Raw genomic sequence first — 17,598 nt, 5'->3', positions numbered from 1 at the left:
TGACGCAGCATGTTAGCCGCGTATATGTATCCTTAATGTTGCTTATTATCGGTAAAAGCGTGGCATTCGACCAAGTGATTTGTTCGATGAATTTGATAGATGCTAGCTTTTAGCGCAAGTTGGTGGCTTAGCGCACCAACATCAGGTAATCTTCGCGCCCTGCGCGTTGGTGGAGAAGACAATGAACGATTCATTTAGTGGCAAGAACGGTAAGGTTAAAGTGATGTTCGTCCGTAGTGACGAGGATAGCGGCGACAACCGTAACAAGAATAAACGACCTGACGGCAAAGGCCGCCCGGCTGACAATGCACGCTCTGGCCGTGCCGGTCAGGATAAGGCGCGCGGTGGTGACCGTCGGGGTGCCGATCCCCGTCGCAGCAGCAGTGAAAGCGATCGTCCTCGCCGTCCGGCGCGTACCGAAGACAGCGGTGGTTATGAATCACCGTGGAAAACCGTGTCTCGTGCTCCGCAAGAAGAACCGGCGTTCGATCATGGAGGCATCAGTGGCAAAAGCTTTATCGATCCTGAGCAGCTGCGCCGCCAACGTGCGGAAGAAACCCGTGTTTACGGTGAAAACGCCTGTAAAGCCCTGTTCGCCAGCCGTCCAGATGCCATCGTCCGTGCCTGGTTTGTGCAATCCGTCACCCCACGTTTCCGTGAGGCACTGCGTTGGATGGCGGCTAACCGCAAGGCTTACCATGTGGTGGATGAAGAGGAACTGGCCAAAGCGTCCGGTACCGAACATCACGGCGGCGTGTGCTTCCTGATTAAAAAGCGTCAAGGTCTGGATGCGCAGGCTTACCTGCAGAATGCACCGGCCAAAGATTGCGTGCTGGCACTGGAAGAAGTGGGCAACCCACACAACCTGGGTGCGATCGTTCGTTCTTGTGCACACTTTGGCGTGAACGGCGTATTGCTTCAGGATCCTGCGGTGCTGGAATCTGGTGCAGCGGTGCGTACGGCTGAAGGCGGGGCGGAACACATCAAGGCAATCAATGCCGATGACTTCCTATCCGTGCTGGATACGTTCCGCAAAGCGGGTTACACCATCGTCACCACCTCCAGCCATAAAGGCACGCCGTTGGCGCAGGCTAAACTGCCAACCAAGATGGTGCTGGTGTTGGGCCAGGAACGTGATGGCCTGAGCGACAGCGCTTGGCAACAGGGTGATATGAGCGTGTCTATCGGCGGGACTGGCAAAGTAGAAAGCCTGAACGTCTCGGTAGCGACCGGTATTCTGTTGGCAGATTGGTGGCGTCAGAACCAGGCGTAATGCTTTACGCGACAAAAGCCGATTAATGACAAAGCCCTGGCCGCAAAGCCAGGGCTTTGATCTATCAAAGTCAGTACAAAAATCGACTGGCTACTATGCTCAAAAAGATCCCTCCCCCTCATTCGTATTCATCTATACATATGCTAAGCATATCCTTATACTGTACAACATACGTACAGAAACCTGCCGTACTAGCGGCTTCTGTGTATAGGGTTTGCATGTATAAATAACTTCGGGAAGGATCACTATGAGAATTGTATCGGTATTTAAAAACGGCAATAACCGTGCTATCCGTTTGCCCCGAGATATGGACTTTGAAGGTGTCAGTGAACTGGAAATTACCCGTGAAGGCGATAGTATCATTCTGCGCCCGGTTCGCCCCAGCTGGGGCTCATTCCTGCAGGAAGAAAAGGCCGACGCGGACTTTATGACAGAGCGCGAGGAGATTGTCAGCGACGAGGGACGTTTTGAACTATGAACAAAACCTACATGCTGGATACCAATATTTGCTCCTTTATCATGCGTGAGCAACCAGAGGCCGTGATCAGACGCCTGGAGCAGGCAGTGATGCGCAATCACCGTATCGTGGTGTCGGCTATTACCTACGCCGAGATGTGTTTCGGGACTATTGGTAAAAAGGCCTCACCGCGCCACGCCCGGTTGGTTGAAGCGTTCTGTAGCCGTCTTGATGCGGTGCTGGCTTGGGATCGGGCTGCGGTTGATGCGACAACAAACATTAAGGCTACGCTTGCTGCGGCTGGCACACCTATTGGCCCCAATGATACCGCCATCGCTGGGCATGCCATTGCGGCCGGTGCGATTCTGGTAACCAATAACACGCGGGAGTTTGAGCGGGTAACAGATCTGATACTGGAGGATTGGGCAAAATAACAATGTGAGGAGATAGGTGTAAAATAAGTGCACTGAAAATATCTATACCTAATGTAACAGTCAGCTTTGTGCCCAGGCTGTGTGAAAACTGCTGATCACTTTTTGGTCTAAGCAGTGGTTTTATATGATCAACCATTCTTGATAAACCCATGCGCTAACCTACTTTATTTAATAAAATTAAAAACATACGATTAAATGTTGCGGGTGCAGATATGACTCACCACATTAAAGGTCAAGGCAGACATCAGGTGACGTTGCTCCCTGAAGTGCTGGATGATTTTGTCACAGAAGACAACCCTGTCAGGGTTATTGATGTCTTTGTTGATGAATTACAGCTTGATACACTTGGCTTCGAACGCGTTAATGCAAAACAAACCGGGCGGCCAGGATATCACCCCGCAACCATGTTGAAGCTGTACATTTATGGATACCTGAACCGCATTCAGTCATCCCGCAGGTTAGAAAAAGAAGCCCATCGTAACGTTGAATTGATGTGGTTGCTTGAGCGATTAACACCTGATTTTAAAACCATTGCAGACTTCAGAAAAAACAATAGCGAAGGCATCAAAAATGCTTGCCGGGCTTTCATTGATCTGTGTCGGCAGATGCAGATGTTCACCGATGTGGTGGTTGCCATTGACGGTAGTAAGTTCAAGGCGGTAAACAGCAAATCGAACAACTTCACGCCCCAGAAAACAAAAGGCCACATCGAAAGGGTTGAGCAAAGTATCGCTCTTTACTTGAATAAGCTCGATGAAGCTGACAAGGCGGCGGGGCCCGAAAAAAATGCAGGCTTAACCGCTGCAAAATTGGCATGGTTGCAAAAGCGCTTGAAAGAACTCAAGCAAATCCAGCAGGCCGTTGTGCAGCACCCTGATAAGCAGCTGTCACTGACAGATCCTGATTCCCGGCTAATGAAGATAAACAATGTTAACCGCCAGGTTAGTTATAACGTTCAGACTGCCGTTGATGCTAAATATCACCTGATTGTTGCGCATGAAGTAACGAATACACCAGACCGTGGGCAGCTAACAGCGGTGACAAAATTAGCGCAAAACGCTGTAGGCAAAGCGGATATTACCGTACTGGCTGATAAAGGTTACTACAGCCGGGGTGATATTAAAGCAACGCAGGACTTAGGTGCCATAGCCTTAGTACCAAAAGGCGATACCTCTGGCGCTGACCGCAAAGGTCTTTTCAATCGTTCATTGTTCAAATATGACCAGGAAAAAGATATTTATATTTGTCCGATGGGTAGCGAGCTTCAGAACAGATTTACGGTGGTTGAGGATGGTTTAGAGCAGCAAATGTACTTTAACAATATTGCTTGTCGCGATTGCAGTCAGCGGTTAAGGTGCACCACATCAAAACGCGATCCGAGACGTATAAGGCGCTGGGTTCATGAAGCAGAAATGGAAGACATGCAAGCCAGGCTTAACGCATCGCCACAAACAGCTGTCGTGCGAAAGCAGACGGTAGAGCATCCGTTCGGGACAATTAAAATGTGGATGGGAGCGACTCACTTCCTGACGCAACGGTTTAAAAACGTCAGCACAGAAATCAGTCTGCATGTGCTGGCTTATAACCTGAAAAGGATGATGTCCATCTGGGGTACCGAAGGATTGGCCATTAAGCTGCGAGAACAATGCAACTAGCGGGAATGGCCGCTTTAGCCCCTAATAACAAGCCATTAGCACTCCATATCAAGCTACAAAAGCCTCGTTCTGCCTCTACATACAAATCACAGCGAATACAGTCAATATCAGGAATATCTTGCATCCCTGACTGAGGATAGTACTCAGAAACTGTAAAAACCGAGTTTTTACACAGCCTGTGCCAGAAGTGGACATTAATAATTTTATGCTGTATTTATTTTCGGGGAGCAAGTCAATGGAAGAAACAATGTCCGCTTCAGCGTACTAAGGAAATTTTTATGAATATGATATCATATTGGAAAAAAAACCATTGAAATATATGTGGATGATGGTTTGGTTTTAATCATTGGACACTATGATCACAAAAATAAAAATAATGGCGGTGAAAAAGCATTGGGGGTTCATTGGGGCGACTACCCACAATCAAGAGGGATATTGAGTCCTTGCGTTATACCCGCTGCCACTCGCAGTGCAATTCTATCTGGCCTACTGCATCAAGCTGTAACTAATGGGAACTTGCAGCAGGTCAGCTCAATTACAAAGGCCATTGAGTTCTTTAGAGACTAAGAGTCTCTCTTACTGATCTGCTACTTTCTAACATAAGTATGCTGTAATGCCCGCTCTTAGCCGACAGTCAGATTTAATCATGTCCGACTACTGCCGTCAGGCCAAGTTGTGGTTAATACTACGACGTTAGCCTGGGTTCTGACAGTGCGCCCATGAGCTCTATAAAGTTGGCCAAAATCATCCAGTTTTATGGGGCGGTTCAAAGATGAACCGCCCCATATCACAGCAGATCCGAAAGGGTCTTCGCCACGCCCATAGGTTATTATGGGAGTAGTTCGATCAGTGGGCTCCGCCCCCGCCGCCCCCGGAACTGAACGGTGGTTTGGCGAACCAGACCAGCGCCAGCAAGATCAGGAACACCCCCGCCGAAAGCCAGAATATCTCGTTGGCCGAGATGATCAGCCCCTGCGCGGTGATCTCGTTGGCGATATACGCCGAAGCCTGCTGCTTGCTCATGCCGAGCTGCTCCAGCTTGCTGTACATCTCCTGCGACTGCGGGTTAAACGGATTCACAAACTCGCTCAGTTGCGAGTGATGCATCGCCTCCCGGCTGGTCCACAGCGTAGTGGTGATCGAGGTGCCGATAGAGCCCGCCAAGGTACGGGTAAAGTTCGACAGGCTCGATGCTGCCGCTATGCGATCCGGCGGCAACCCAGACAGGGTAATGGTCGTCAGCGGCATAAAGAAGCAGGCAATCGCAAAGCCCTGGAAGAACTGCGGCCAGGCGGAAGCGCCAAAATCCATCCCCGGCTCAAACGTGTAGGCGCGCCAGTAGAAGCACACGGCATACATGATGAAGCTGAAGGTGACCAAACGTCGCATATCCAGCCGATGACCGAAGCGGCCGATAATCGGTGACAAGATCACCGGCAGCAGCCCGATCGGCGCAGACGCCAAGCCGGCCCAGGTGGCGGTGTAGCCATATACCTCCTGTAGCAACTGTGGCAACAGCACGATCGCCCCGAAATACAGCATGTAGGCCAGGCTGATACACAGACAGCCGATGGTAAAGTTGCGCGATTTGAACAGCGACAAATCCACCACCGGGTGATCGTCCGTGAGCTCCCATACCACCAGGAACACCAACGCCACCACGGCCACGACGGTCAGGACAATGATCTCGGTCGAGTTGAACCAGTCCAGCTCCTTGCCCTGATCGAGCATGATCTGCAGCGCACCGATGCCAACCACCAGCAGTACCAGCCCGACGGTATCGATCGGTTTGATCTCGGTTTTGGTTTCCCTGCCTTTCAACGTCGACATCGCGACCAGGATCACAAACAGCCCAATCGGAATGTTGATGAAGAAGATCCAGCCCCAGTGATAGTTATCGCTGATATAGCCGCCCAGGATCGGCCCGAAAATCGGCGCGACGATCACGGTCATTGACCATAGCGCCAGGGCCATCGAACGCTTGGCGGGGGGATAGTTATTCAGCAACAAGCTCTGCGACAACGGGATCAGCGGCCCGGCGACGATGCCCTGGATCACGCGGAAGAAGATCAGCATGCCCAGACTGTTAGAGATACCGCACAGCCAGGAGGCCAGGGCGAACAGCGCCGTGGACCACAGGAACAGGCGAACTTCACCCACGCGTTTCGCCAACCAGCCGGTGATCGGAATGGAGATGGCGTTGGCCACCCCAAACGAGGTGATCACCCAGGTGCCCTGCGAGTTGGAAGACCCGAGGTTACCCGAGATGGTCGGTATCGCCACGTTGGCAATGGTGGAGTCCAGCACCTGCATAAAGGTCGCCATGGCGAGCGCGACCGTCATCCAGGCGAGCTGGGCACCTTCAAGCGGTTTCTGTGCCAAGGTAGCCTCCCGCTCGCTTAACCGGCGTTTGCATGGATCACATCGGCGATCATCTGATTCACCGGCGCCAGATCCAGCGTCAGCGCGTTGGTTTCAAACAGCGGTTTTTGGCGTACCGTATCGGAGAGCACCAGGCCGTCCAGATTGGTGGTGTCGACTTTGACCAGCGTAGAAAGACCGATACGCAGAGGATGCTCAGCAACCTGTTGCGCATCCAGTTCGATACGCACGGGTAAACGCTGTACCACTTTGATCCAGTTGCCGGTCGCGTTCTGTGCAGGCAACAGTGAGAACGCGCTGCCGGTACCCATATCGATACCCACGACCTTGCCTTTGAACACCACGTCGCTGCCGTACAGGTCACTTACCACGGTAGCCTCTTGGCCGATACGCATATTGGCGATCTGCGTTTCTTTAAAGTTGGCGTCCACCCAGACATGGTCCGGTGCCACTATGGCCATCAGAGGCGTCCCAGGGGAGATCTGTGCCCCCACCTGAACGCTACGGCGTGAAACGAAGCCGGTGATTGGGCTGACGATGCGGGTACGCTGCAGCGCCATCCAGGCGTCGCGCATCTGTGCGGCGGCTTGCAGCACGGCGGGCTGTTTATCCAGCGGGGTATTCAGCACCATCGCCTGATTGGCATTATATTGCTGCACTGCGACTTCCAGTGCCGCTTTGGCATTGTCTACCGCGTCACGCGCATGTTGCAGCTCTTCGCGGCCAATGGCATCGGCGTTGCCCAGCACGATACGACGCTTGAGATCGTTTTCTACCTTGCTCAGCTCGGATTTGCGCAGCGCAATGTTAGCCTGATACTGCTTACCGTTGATCACCAACTGATGCGTTTGGCGCACGCTGTTGGCCAGCGCGGTTTTGGCCCGTTCAAACGCCTGTTCGGCGTCGGTAGGATCCAGCGTTAACAGCACATCGCCTTTGCGGACAAAGTCGGTGTTATCAAAGGTCACGCTGTTCACGCTACCGGAGACCTGTGCCATGATCTGCACCTGATTACCGGCCACGTAGGCATCGTCGGTTTCTTGGTGATGACGCAGCACCAGGAACCAATAAACTAAATAGGCCACACCAATAATCACAAAAATAAACGTCAACAGCAGCAGCCAGAATTTACGCTGCCGTTTTTTGCCAGCCGGTTGCTGCGGGGTTTGAGTTTCCGCACTTGCACTCATGGTATTCTCCACGCTCTAAAATTATGCTTTAGGTTCCGCTGCCGCCGGGGCCTGGTAGCCACCCCCCAACGCGCGTACCAATGCTATCTTCGCCTGCATCAAGTTGCTGCTGGCATTCAGTTGTGCCTGTTGCTGCTGTAATAGCTGCGTCTGGCTGGTCAACAGTTCATCACGCCCAATAATCCCTGCCTGGTATTTGGCGTTGGCGACCCGGTACACATCCTGCATGGATTGGGAGGCAGAGGTTGCCTGCAGCAGCTGCTTGCTACTGCTCTGTTGAATGGTGATGGCGTCGGCCGTTTCCTGTAACGCATTGACGAGCGTTTGGTTATAGGAACCCACCGCCTGATCGTAGAGTGCAGACTCTTCACCCAGCTTGCTGCGTAGCGCACCGGCATGGAAGATTGGCAGGGAAATGGCCGGAACCACGCCCCACGCCTGGCTGGCGGCCTCAAACAGATTCGGGCTGGTGCCGCCGACGTTGGTGGTGGTCAAGCCAGCAAAGGCCGAGATCGACAGGCTAGGGTAAAACTCTTTGCGTGCCGCACTGACCCGTTGGTTATAGGACTCTACCAGTTGGCGCTGTGCCACGATGTCCGGGCGTTTACCCAGTAACTCTGCGGTGAGTTCGCCTTTGGGGGCTAACTGTTCTTCGCTTGGCATGGCCACCGGATGCAGAGACTGCATCGCATTCGGGCCAAGACCGGCCAGGGCGGCCAACTGGTGTTTGAGTTGTTCAATCTGTGACTGCAGCTGGATGATCTGCTGCTTGGCACTGTCTGCTTGTGCCTGGGTCTGTTGCGGGATTTCCACGCCGTAGATCCCGGCTTTATATTGCTTTTGGCGCAGGTCTGCCAGGCGTTGATTGTTATCCACCTCTTGTTGCAGCACATTCTCCAGCGCGTAATTCGCCTGTAACTGGTAATAGGCTGAAGCTACCGAACTGGTCAGCGTCAGAGCGGCCTGTGCCTGCTCGGCACGGGCTGCGTCGATCTGCGCTTTTGCCGCATTGACCTGATTGCGATATTTGCCCCACCAGTCAAACTCATAGGCCAGATTCAGGCCCAAGGAGTTAGAGGACTCATACACCGGGTTGGGCGGATAGCCAAAGCCCAGGTTGGTGTTTTGCGCCACACGCTGACGGTTGATGCTGGCATTCAGATCCAGGTTGGGGCCGTTGGCGGCACTGGCTTCACCTGCCACGCTTTGGGCTTCACGCACGCGAGCGCCCGCCTGTTGCAGCGAAGGTGAGTTTTGCAGCGTCTGGGTCATCAGGCTATCAAGCTGGGGATCGTTAAGCGTGCGCCACCATTGCGGGCTGATGGCAAGCGAGCTGACTTTCGGCTGGGCAAGCTGCAGCTGTTGCGGATCCATCATCTTGGATTGCGGGGCAATATTATCGGTAGATGCGCACCCCGCCAGCAACAGAACGGCGAACAGCGGGGTGAATCTCCAGTTTAACGGGGATCGCATAAAATGATTACCTGAACAGGAATTATTGGGATAACTGTTCTGAAACTTCCATCTGATCCAAACGGGTCAACAATTTGCGCGTCAGCGTTTCAAGCTGCTGCTGCTCCTCGTCGTTCAGCGTAGACCACAGAAAGTGCAGACATTTATGCTGCGGTGGCAGCAATTGTTCGAGAAACGCTTCCCCAGCCTGGGTCATATGCAGATGCAGGCAGCGGCGATCGTGATCGCTTTCCCGGCGCTCAATCCAACCGCGTTTCTCTAGTTCATCGGCAATGCGGGTGGCATTGGTGCGTGACGAACCCAGGGCCGAGCTTAGCTCAGAAGGCTGAATACTGTGGTTTTCCTGCGCATCCAGCGTAATGAGAGCCATAAACAAGGTTTCGTTGATTCCCTGTGCTTTCAGCATTTTATTGCGATTTTCCAACAGCTTGCCTTGCATATGCATGCACAGGCGGGTCAGCAGGATTTCCTGGTATGGGAAGTCTTTCTGACGTTTGGCGCGGAAATTCAGCATTTGCTCTATGGGGGTAAACGAGCTTTCCATAATTTAGTGCCTCATTAATTTCGTTCGGTATAGTAACGATAGTGATTAATAATGTAAATCTTCAGCCAAGGGAATAATTTAGCAATTCGTGTCATTTGTAAGTTGTTTGTAAATGCTTAACGCCACAGACTCTAAGGTCTTGTGATTGAAGGCACAAATTCTGCCGTTCCGCAGGCTGAGATAGGTAAGGTTTGTTTAAGTCACTGGGCGGGGCACTACGGCATCCTGCGGAGGGGATAGAAAGAAAACTTACCTGAGTAAGGTCGTTCATGGTGGTCCGGGGCGCAGGGTGCATAGGTCGCCAATAATTTACCGCGACAATATTACCAGAGTGTAAGTAATTTTCACACCCTGCGGCCTAATAAATTTCCTGGGTTATTATTTTCTTGCTAACTAGATAGTGGCCGGACCCTGCGGGTCATAGCGCTTGCCACGCCACCAGGTCAGCAGATTCAGCACGCACAATACGCCACCAATCGCCGCTACGCCGTTCCAACCAGCATGTTGATAAGCGGCGGCGGAAAGTACTGAACCCACGGCACCCCCGATAAAATAGCTGGTCATGTAACCGGCGGTCAGGCGATTACGCGCCTCCGGCATGATGCGATAAATCACGCTTTGGTTGGTGACATGCACCCCCTGTACCGCCAGATCCAGCACCAGAATGCCGATAATCAGCGCCCAGAGAGAGTACGGGGCCAACGCAATCGGGATCCAGGACAGCAGCAACAGCACCAATCCGACGCTGGTGGTTAGCCCTGCTTTGCCCTTATCGGCCAGATGACCGGCACGTGAGGCTGCCAAGGCGCCAGCAGCACCCACTAGACCAAATAGCCCAATTACGCCTTCGGAATAGTTGAACGGTGGGGAAGCCAGCAGGAAAGCCATTGAGGTCCATAGCACGCTGAAGTTGGCGAACGACAAAGCGCCAATGATCGCGCGGGTACGCAGCAACGGGGTGAAGCAGAACAGGGAAAAGATGGATTTCAGCAACTGCGGGTAGTTCAGGCCGGAATGCAGCTTATAGCGTGGCAAGGCGCGCCACAGCAGCAGGGCCATCAGGATCATCAACACGCTGGCCACCCAGTAGATGGTACGCCAGCCGCCGAGGGCCGCTAAAGCACCGGCGACGGTACGTGCCAGCAGAATGCCGAGCAGCAGGCCGCTCATGATCACACCGACGGTTTTACCGCGTTTTGCCGGGTGCGCCAAGGTGGCGGCGAGTGGCACTAAAAGCTGGGCCACGACGGAGAACAAGCCTGTAAGGGCCGTTCCGAGGATCATCATCGATAGGGTGCTGGAGGATGCGGTGATCAGCATGCCCCCGGCGGCTAACAGCGTCATAAAGACGATCAGCCCGCGGCGCTCAAACATATCGCCCAACGGCACCAGAAACAGCAGGCCAACCGCATAGCCTAGCTGGGCAGCGGTGACGATAAATCCGGCCTGGTTAACCGAGAGATTAAAGTTTTGTGCGATGGTTTCCAGCAGCGGCTGGGCGTAGTAGTTGCTGGCAACCGCCAGGCCGGTGGCCATCGCGATTAACAGCGTCAGTGCAGGGCTAAGCCCCGGGTGTTCGGTTGGTTGGTTCATAGGTCTTCAATAATGGAAATCTGTGATCGAAGTATCAGGCAGAATAGAATGTTAAACCAATGTATAATTTTCATCTTATCCATCTCATTTCACGATAGATAGCATGAATCTAAAACAGATCCGTTATGCCCTGGCGGTGGCCGAGGAGCAGAGCTTTACCCGTGCTGCACAGCGCTGCCATACGGTGCAGTCTGCCCTGAGTCATCAGGTCGCCAAGCTGGAAGAAGAACTCGGTTGTACGCTGTTTGAGCGCACTTCGCGTCGCGTTGAGCTGACCACTGCTGGCCGGGCTTTCATTCAACCGGCGCAGCGGTTGTTGGCCGCCAAGCAGACGTTGGTAGAGGAAGTGGTGGCGGCCGCTGGTACGGTATCCGGTACGCTGACGATTGGCACTATTTCAACCATCAACGCGATTGACCTCACCGAAAGGCTGGGGGAATTCCACCGTCATCATCCGGCGGTGAATATCCGGCTGTACGTTGGCATTAGCGAGGTGTTGCTGGAAGATATTCGCCAGCAGAAGACCGATGTGGCATTTGTTGGCATCTGGCCGGGCGATAAAGACATGCTGCCAGAGTCGCATCGCCAGTTGACCGATGAGCCGCTGGTGGCGTTGGTGGCCGCAGAACATGCTCTGGCGGGGTATCAACGTATCAATCTGCAAACGCTATCAGAAGTGCCGCTGGTGGATTTCTATAGCGGAACCGGGGCACGGCGGCAGACCGACCGGGCCTTCCAGGCGGCAGGGATCAAACGCCATGTGAGCTTTGAGATCGACCATATCGAATGGTTGGAGAATCTGGTACGGCGAGGTTTGGCGGCGGGAATAGTGCCAATTTCCACCGCCCAGCGTTTGAGTTCGCTGGTGGCTATTCCGATCGTCGATGGTCCACGTCGTCAGGTGTATTGCGTGTGGAACTCACCTCTGTCGAAGACGGCCGAACGATTTTTACAGTTTACCGAGATGATGTTGCCGGAATGAGGGCGCAGCGTCTATGCCGCGCCCATGGGGCTATTATGACTTGGCGGCTTCAGCGGCGGTTTTCACCCAGCCGTCAAACGTGGCTTGGTGAGCCTTGATCCAGCCATTGACATGGTTTTGGATATCAGCCTCGGAGGACTGGCCTGCATGCATCCGCAGGTTCTGCGCGTTGACGTCGGCAATCGGCAGTTTCATGATGGCAAACAGCTTGGCGGCGGCAGGGTTGGCCTGCGCCCACTGCTTATTGGCGGCAATATGCATGTTGTTGACCGGGAAGCCATAGTTGGCCCCGTTCGGCAGCTTGGTATCGACATCTTTCAGCTCGCCCGGCAGGGAAGAGAACGGCACCTGTAGCCAGACAACGTCACGCCCTGGCACCATCACATCGCTGACCCAGTACGGCGTCCAGGTGTAATACAGCACCGGCTTGCCTTCTTTGAAGCGGGTGATGGTATCGGAGATCATGGCGGCGTAGTTGCCCTGATTATGCTCAACGGTTTTGCCCAAGCCATAGGCGTCGATATGGTGATTAATCACCGTTTCACAGCCCCAGCCCGGGGTACAGCCGGTCAAGTCGGCCTTGCCGTCACCGTTGGTATCAAACAGCTTGGCAATTTTCGGATCTTTTAGTTGCTCAACGTTGGTAATGTGATACTTCTCGGCGGTTTTTTTGTCGATCAGGTAGCCCTGAGCGGCACCGCTGACGTAAGCCCCTTCACGATAGAATTTTTTATCGCCCCCGGCGGCCTGATACTGATCGGCGTGTAACTGATCCCAGTTCACCGCCAGAAAAGTGGCGTCCCCAGCGGCGATGGAAGTGTAGGCCACGTTGTAGTCCACCTCACGTGGCTCTTTGACGTCATAACCGAGTTTTTCCAATGCCTTGCTGACCAGCAGCGTTTGGAAGGTCTCCTCGGAGATGGTGCTCTGTATCGGTTGTACCGAAATACCTTTTCCTGGCAAATCAGCAGCGGAAGCAACCTGTGAACCAAGCAGTGTGGTAAGGGCAATCGCCCAGATCCCTGTAGTGCGCATAGTTTTTCCTCTGTTATTGATGTTGTTTGGAGATAGCCCGCCAGGGCAGTAAGCCGCTGGCGGGTAGAACGATCAGGCTTTTTTGATAAACGGGCGAGCGATCAACCCGATTGGGCCGTGGGTATACCAGCGGCCTAGCCCTTTACTGCGGCGATCGCGCCCCAGTGACTGGGTGAGGCGATCGAGAATAATGGCCAGAATAACGATACCGACGCCACCTACGGCGGCCAGCCCCATATCCAGGCGGCCAATACCACGCAGCACCATCTGGCCCAGACCGCCTACGGCGATCATCGAGGCGATAACCACCATCGACAGCGCCAGCATCAGCGTCTGGTTAACCCCGGCCATAATGGTTGGCATGGCCAGTGGCAACTGCACTTTAAACAGCAGCTGGCGCGGGCTGGAGCCGAAGGATTCGGCGGCTTCGATCAGATCTTCCGGCACCTGTTTGATGCCCAGGATCGTCAGACGTACGATGGGCGGCAGGGCGAAGATGATCGTGACGACCACCCCCGGCACGTTACCGATACCGAACAGCATGACGATCGGCACCAGATAGACGAAGGCTGGTGTGGTCTGCATGGCATCAAGCAGTGGCCGGATCACCTTGGCGGCATGTTTGCTGCGGGCCAGCCATATGCCCAACGGCAGGCCGATCAGGATGCAGAAGAACAGGGCAGTGAGCACCAGCGCCAGCGTGACCATTGCCTGTGACCAGGCCCCGATAGCGCCGATGGCGACCAATGAAAGCAGCGTGGCGGCCCCCATGCCGAGGCTGGATATCTGCCAGGCGATCAGCGAGAACAGCAAAATGGCGACTGGAGCAGGCATACCCAGCAAAAACTGCTGGAAACCGCTGAGGATGAAATCTACCGGCACGCGAATGCCCTGGAACAGCGGACGGAAGTGCAACACCAGCCAATCAATGGCGTGGGTGACCCAGCTGTCAAACGGCACCCAAGCCTTGTGGAACGGATCCAGCAAGCTAAAGTGCTCGGGCTCCACTGGGGCGCTGTTAAGCCAGTCAGCGCCCGATGCGGCCTGATTAGCGGCATCGTGGGGTACGCTGTCTGCCGGTGCGCCGGTTGACCAGGGATCGCTGCTGGTAGCAGCCTGAGTTGCCGGGGCGTCGTTAGGGGATGTGGCAGCTGTTGCCCATGGATCCTGATAATCACTCATTCGTAGGGCCCTCTTTATCTAAAGCCTGCAGCAGCATGCCTTTGGAAATGATACCGATATAGTTGTTGTCTTCCCCGACCACCGGCACGGCGCAAGGAGCCTGTGCGACCAGTGAGATCAGTTCGCTCAGCGGCATATCCGCCGGAACGGGCAGTGGGGCATCCAGCAAGGCGTCGTCCAGCGTTTGATTGGCCGCCAGCGCCTGCTTGAGAGAGTCTATCGATACCACGCCGATAAATTTCTGGCCGCGTTCAAGCACGTAGCCATAGTCACGGTCTTCATCACGCAGGATCTGCAACGCAGAGCGCGGACCAAAACCGGGGGTCTTACGGATCAGGGTCACCGGGCGACGTTTGGCGATATCTTTGGCACTGAAAACGTGGCTGATATCGACGCCGCGGAAGAAGGTGCGCACATAATCGTTGGCCGGATTATTTAATATTTCATCCGGGGTCCCCACCTGGATCACTTCGCCGCCTTGCATAATGGCAATGCGATCGCCAATACGCATCGCTTCATCCAGATCGTGGGAAATAAAGACGATGGTGCGCTGATGTTTCGCCTGTAATTTGACGAGCTCATCCTGCATCTCGGCACGAATTAATGGGTCCAGCGCAGAGAAGGCTTCATCCATTAACAATATATCCGGATCGTTAGCCATGGCGCGGGCTAAGCCGACACGCTGGCGCATACCACCGGACAGTTCATCGGGATAGGCATTGGCATAATTTTCCAGCCCAACCTGACGCAAAGCGTCCAGCGCTTTTTCCTGGCGTTCCTGTAAAGGAATACCCGCTAATTCCATGCCGAAGGCGGTATTATTTAATACGTTCATATGCGGCATTAAAGCGAATGACTGGAACACCATGCTGATCTTATTACGCCGCACGGTGCGTAGCGCAGCATCGGATATTTTGGATATATCCTCGCCGTCAATCAGCACCTCACCGCGGGTGGGTTCTATCAGACGATTGAGAAGGCGTACCAGGGTGGATTTACCGGAACCGGAAAGCCCCATGATGACAAATATCTCGCCTTCTTCAATGGCCAGAGAGGCGTTCTTGACGCCCAGTGATAACCCCGTTTTTTCCAGCAGCTGGTCTTTCGTCAAACCTTTGTCTATCAGCTTAAATGCGCGTTCCGGGTGCTCACCAAATATCTTATATAAATTTTTAACTTCTAGTTTAATTGCCATGCAATTCGCTGTTTCCTTTGGTTTATTATCAAACGCTAAAATTGTCCTAATAGAAAATAAGAGTGCCCTATACCCTAACACACTGACATTCTGAGACAACCCTCAATGTTCATATCGCAGGATTTTTCTGGTGATACCCGGTTTGATGATTGGGTATAATTACCCGGTTTTTACGCGGTTATTTAACCGTAATGAGCAATGGGTAATGGCAGGATATATTGGTGACTATGGCAACTATTGGCAGGGAATATTGGCAGTGTCAAACGGGTAATTAATGCACGCATGGTAAAGTTCTGCGTGCATTGAGGAACGGCAGGAAAATCAGCAGATTTACCACCGTGGATCAGAGCGTGGGTTCTTCGCTGCTGGTGGGAATAACGACCAGTTCCACTTGCTGCTGCTGTAACACCGATCCCATTGCTGAGGGGGGAGGTAGGTCGGTAAATAACGCGGTCGCCTGTCGGGTATTGCCGATTTCTACTGCCGCCGAAGCATGGAACTTGGTGTGGTCCGCAGCCAGCAGAATATGACGTGAGTGTGCCATCATCGCTTTCACCACGCTGGACTCATTCACGTCAAATTCCAACAGATCGCCGTTGGCTTCGATTGCCCCTACGCTGGTGATCAGATAGTCGGCGCGAAAGCCTTCCACAAAGCTTACGGCGCTGGGGCCGATGATACCGCCGTTATTGGGGCGCAGCGTACCGCCCGGCACCATCACTTCGAACTCGGTGTTTTTATACAGGATATGTGCCACCCGCAGGCTGTTGGTAATGATGCGTAGGTGGCTGTGGTTCATCAGCGCCCGGGCAACATGCTCAACGGTGGTGCCGATGGTGATAAAAATGGTGGAACGATCGGGAATATAATCGGCAATGGCCTCCGCAATGGCTATCTTCTCTTGCGTGTAAGAGAGTTCCCGTTGCTCAAAGGCCGTGTTGACCACACTAGAGGCACGGCCTGCCCCGCCATGATGGCGGCTAATCAGCCCCTGCTCGCTCAGTTTGCGGATATCGCGCCTGACCGTCTGCGTAGACACTTCCAGCAATTGCGCCAGCTCGTCGATGTTCATATAGCCGCGCTTGGCGATCAACTGGATCAGCTGATCGTGGCGTGGGTTGCCGGTAAGTTCAGTCAGACTCATGCTCCACTCCCTTAATATTGTCATGGGCCAACCATATTATACAAAACTGGCCAGGAAAGAGTCAGTTTGATCACAATTGGGGATGCCCGCGCGCCCGCCAGGACGGGTACACTTCAATGCGGCAACTGCATTGGCGTAACGCACCGCCTGAGCTATATCGGGTTGTGAACCCAGGGCTACCGCCAGCGCACCGTGGAAAACGTCTCCAGCTCCCGTGGTATCCACCACCTCAACCGGAAAGCCTGGCTGATGTTTCAGTTGAGCGTTTTCCAACCAGAAACAGCCATGTTTACCCTGAGTGACATAAACTTGTCCGTTTTTGTCATTTTTTGCTGCACGCAATCCCTGCTCGATATCCGTTTTTCCTGCCATCCGCAGCAAACCAGGCTCGGAGAAGGCAGCATGGTCGGCCAAAGCAACCAGCGGGCGGATATCCTGCGGTGTGACATCGGCGTCCAACAGGGTAGTGACACCTGCGCGCCGGGCCAAGGTGAAGGCAGTCAGCGCGCCCTGATGCCAACGCACGTCCGCCAACACCACATCGTAATGGCTAAAGTCGATGTTATGCAGCCATTCGGCATCCTCGGGTAAGTCTGGGCTGGGATGGTTGATGATCATGCGTTCTCCCTGGGCATCCACCAGCACAGCCGATTGTGATGAGCGCGCCTGTGGGCAACGGCGCGCATGCCTGACATTCACGCCATAGCTGCCTAACTCGGCCAACAGGGTTTTCCCGGTAGCATCGTCTCCGACCCGGCCAATGAAATCTACCTCTGCACCCAATCTGGCTGCGGCTACCGCAGCCGTTGCCGCTGGGCCTCCGCCAATTTCGCGGTAGTCGGTGGCAACATATTTCCCCCCGCCTTCAGGCAGTTTCTCTACGTAATACAGGCGGTCTTGCACTGCAATGCCTACGCATGCGATTCGAGTCATGGTCTGGATCCCTGGATGTTGAACTGTGTAAGCGAACGGTTTTCAGCAAAAAGTGGCTACCGATCACGCTGCCACCATTTTAATTCACTCAAATGTTAAAAGAGTGACGGCTGTCAATTTTTTGAC

16 protein-coding genes are annotated in these 17,598 nt (G+C 53.8%); 6 read left to right on the top strand and 10 right to left on the bottom strand.

Features of this window, described 5'->3' with window-relative positions:
- The first annotated feature begins 181 nt into the window (after positions 1-181).
- The 5 genes from KGP16_RS20385 to KGP16_RS20365 all read left to right on the top strand — a co-directional run bounded on the left by KGP16_RS20385 (position 182) and on the right by KGP16_RS20365 (position 4,386).
- A complete protein-coding gene (locus KGP16_RS20385) occupies positions 182-1,273 on the top strand; it encodes a tRNA/rRNA methyltransferase (protein ID WP_223500256.1) in 1,092 nt (363 codons plus the stop codon).
- 247 nt (positions 1,274-1,520) lie between these two features.
- A complete protein-coding gene (gene vapB / locus KGP16_RS20380) occupies positions 1,521-1,751 on the top strand; it encodes a type II toxin-antitoxin system VapB family antitoxin (protein WP_223498272.1) in 231 nt (76 codons plus the stop codon).
- On the top strand, positions 1,748-2,164 hold the full coding sequence (locus KGP16_RS20375; RefSeq protein ID WP_223498271.1) for a PIN domain-containing protein: 417 nt from the start codon (positions 1,748-1,750) through the stop codon (positions 2,162-2,164). Before vapB ends, KGP16_RS20375 begins: the two co-directional genes overlap by 4 nt.
- Positions 2,165-2,376: 212 nt before the next feature.
- Positions 2,377-3,819, top strand: a complete 1,443-nt coding sequence (locus KGP16_RS20370; protein WP_223500066.1) for an IS1182 family transposase — start codon at positions 2,377-2,379, stop codon at positions 3,817-3,819.
- Positions 3,820-4,140: 321 nt separating this feature from the next.
- Positions 4,141-4,386, top strand: coding sequence for a hypothetical protein (locus tag KGP16_RS20365; protein ID WP_223500255.1), 246 nt, complete (start codon positions 4,141-4,143; stop codon positions 4,384-4,386).
- A gap of 279 nt (positions 4,387-4,665) precedes the next feature.
- Here KGP16_RS20365 and emrB read toward each other — a convergent pair whose 3' ends face one another.
- The 5 genes from emrB to KGP16_RS20340 all read right to left on the bottom strand — a co-directional run bounded on the left by emrB (position 4,666) and on the right by KGP16_RS20340 (position 11,001).
- A complete protein-coding gene (gene emrB, locus KGP16_RS20360) occupies positions 4,666-6,162 on the bottom strand; it encodes a multidrug efflux MFS transporter permease subunit EmrB (protein ID WP_235050830.1) in 1,497 nt (498 codons plus the stop codon).
- Between the two features lie 56 nt (positions 6,163-6,218).
- Positions 6,219-7,391 (bottom strand): multidrug efflux MFS transporter periplasmic adaptor subunit EmrA, encoded by a 1,173-nt coding sequence (gene emrA, locus KGP16_RS20355; protein WP_024484847.1) that lies wholly within the window; start codon positions 7,389-7,391, stop codon positions 6,219-6,221.
- 21 nt (positions 7,392-7,412) lie between these two features.
- Positions 7,413-8,864, bottom strand: a complete 1,452-nt coding sequence (locus KGP16_RS20350) for an efflux transporter outer membrane subunit (protein WP_179250839.1) — start codon at positions 8,862-8,864, stop codon at positions 7,413-7,415.
- Positions 8,865-8,886: 22 nt separating this feature from the next.
- Entirely contained in the window at positions 8,887-9,408 is a 522-nt protein-coding gene (mprA, locus tag KGP16_RS20345) for a transcriptional repressor MprA (RefSeq protein WP_021807601.1), read from the bottom strand.
- Between the two features lie 393 nt (positions 9,409-9,801).
- Positions 9,802-11,001 (bottom strand): MFS transporter, encoded by a 1,200-nt coding sequence (locus tag KGP16_RS20340; protein ID WP_174334735.1) that lies wholly within the window; start codon positions 10,999-11,001, stop codon positions 9,802-9,804.
- 103 nt (positions 11,002-11,104) lie between these two features.
- Here KGP16_RS20340 and KGP16_RS20335 point away from each other — a divergent pair, with 103 nt between their 5' ends.
- Positions 11,105-11,983: a LysR family transcriptional regulator gene (locus KGP16_RS20335; RefSeq protein WP_094981231.1), complete on the top strand. Its 879-nt coding sequence runs from the start codon at positions 11,105-11,107 to the stop codon at positions 11,981-11,983.
- 33 nt (positions 11,984-12,016) lie between these two features.
- Here the strand turns inward: KGP16_RS20335 and proX are convergent, their stop codons facing one another.
- The 5 genes from proX to KGP16_RS20310 form a co-directional block, all read right to left on the bottom strand.
- On the bottom strand, positions 12,017-13,018 hold the full coding sequence (proX, locus tag KGP16_RS20330) for a glycine betaine/L-proline ABC transporter substrate-binding protein ProX (RefSeq protein WP_021807604.1): 1,002 nt from the start codon (positions 13,016-13,018) through the stop codon (positions 12,017-12,019).
- A gap of 72 nt (positions 13,019-13,090) precedes the next feature.
- Positions 13,091-14,200, bottom strand: a complete 1,110-nt coding sequence (proW, locus tag KGP16_RS20325) for a glycine betaine/L-proline ABC transporter permease ProW (RefSeq protein ID WP_021807605.1) — start codon at positions 14,198-14,200, stop codon at positions 13,091-13,093.
- Complete coding sequence (proV, locus tag KGP16_RS20320; RefSeq protein ID WP_021807606.1) at positions 14,193-15,395, bottom strand: glycine betaine/L-proline ABC transporter ATP-binding protein ProV; 1,203 nt, start codon at positions 15,393-15,395, stop codon at positions 14,193-14,195. The genes proW and proV overlap by 8 nt, the downstream gene beginning before the upstream one ends.
- A gap of 343 nt (positions 15,396-15,738) precedes the next feature.
- The gene (locus tag KGP16_RS20315) at positions 15,739-16,539 is read right to left on the bottom strand and encodes a DeoR/GlpR family DNA-binding transcription regulator (protein WP_024530699.1); all 801 of its coding nucleotides are present in this window, start codon (positions 16,537-16,539) and stop codon (positions 15,739-15,741) included.
- 36 nt (positions 16,540-16,575) lie between these two features.
- Complete coding sequence (locus KGP16_RS20310) at positions 16,576-17,472, bottom strand: sugar kinase (protein ID WP_223500254.1); 897 nt, start codon at positions 17,470-17,472, stop codon at positions 16,576-16,578.
- Positions 17,473-17,598: the final 126 nt, after the last annotated feature.

Source organism: Serratia sp. JSRIV006 (assembly GCF_019968685.1).
GTDB classification, from domain to species: Bacteria; Pseudomonadota; Gammaproteobacteria; order Enterobacterales; family Enterobacteriaceae; genus Chania; species Chania fonticola_B.
The sequence above is the reverse complement of the archived record's forward strand: the minus strand, read 5'-3'. Positions and strand labels throughout refer to the sequence as shown.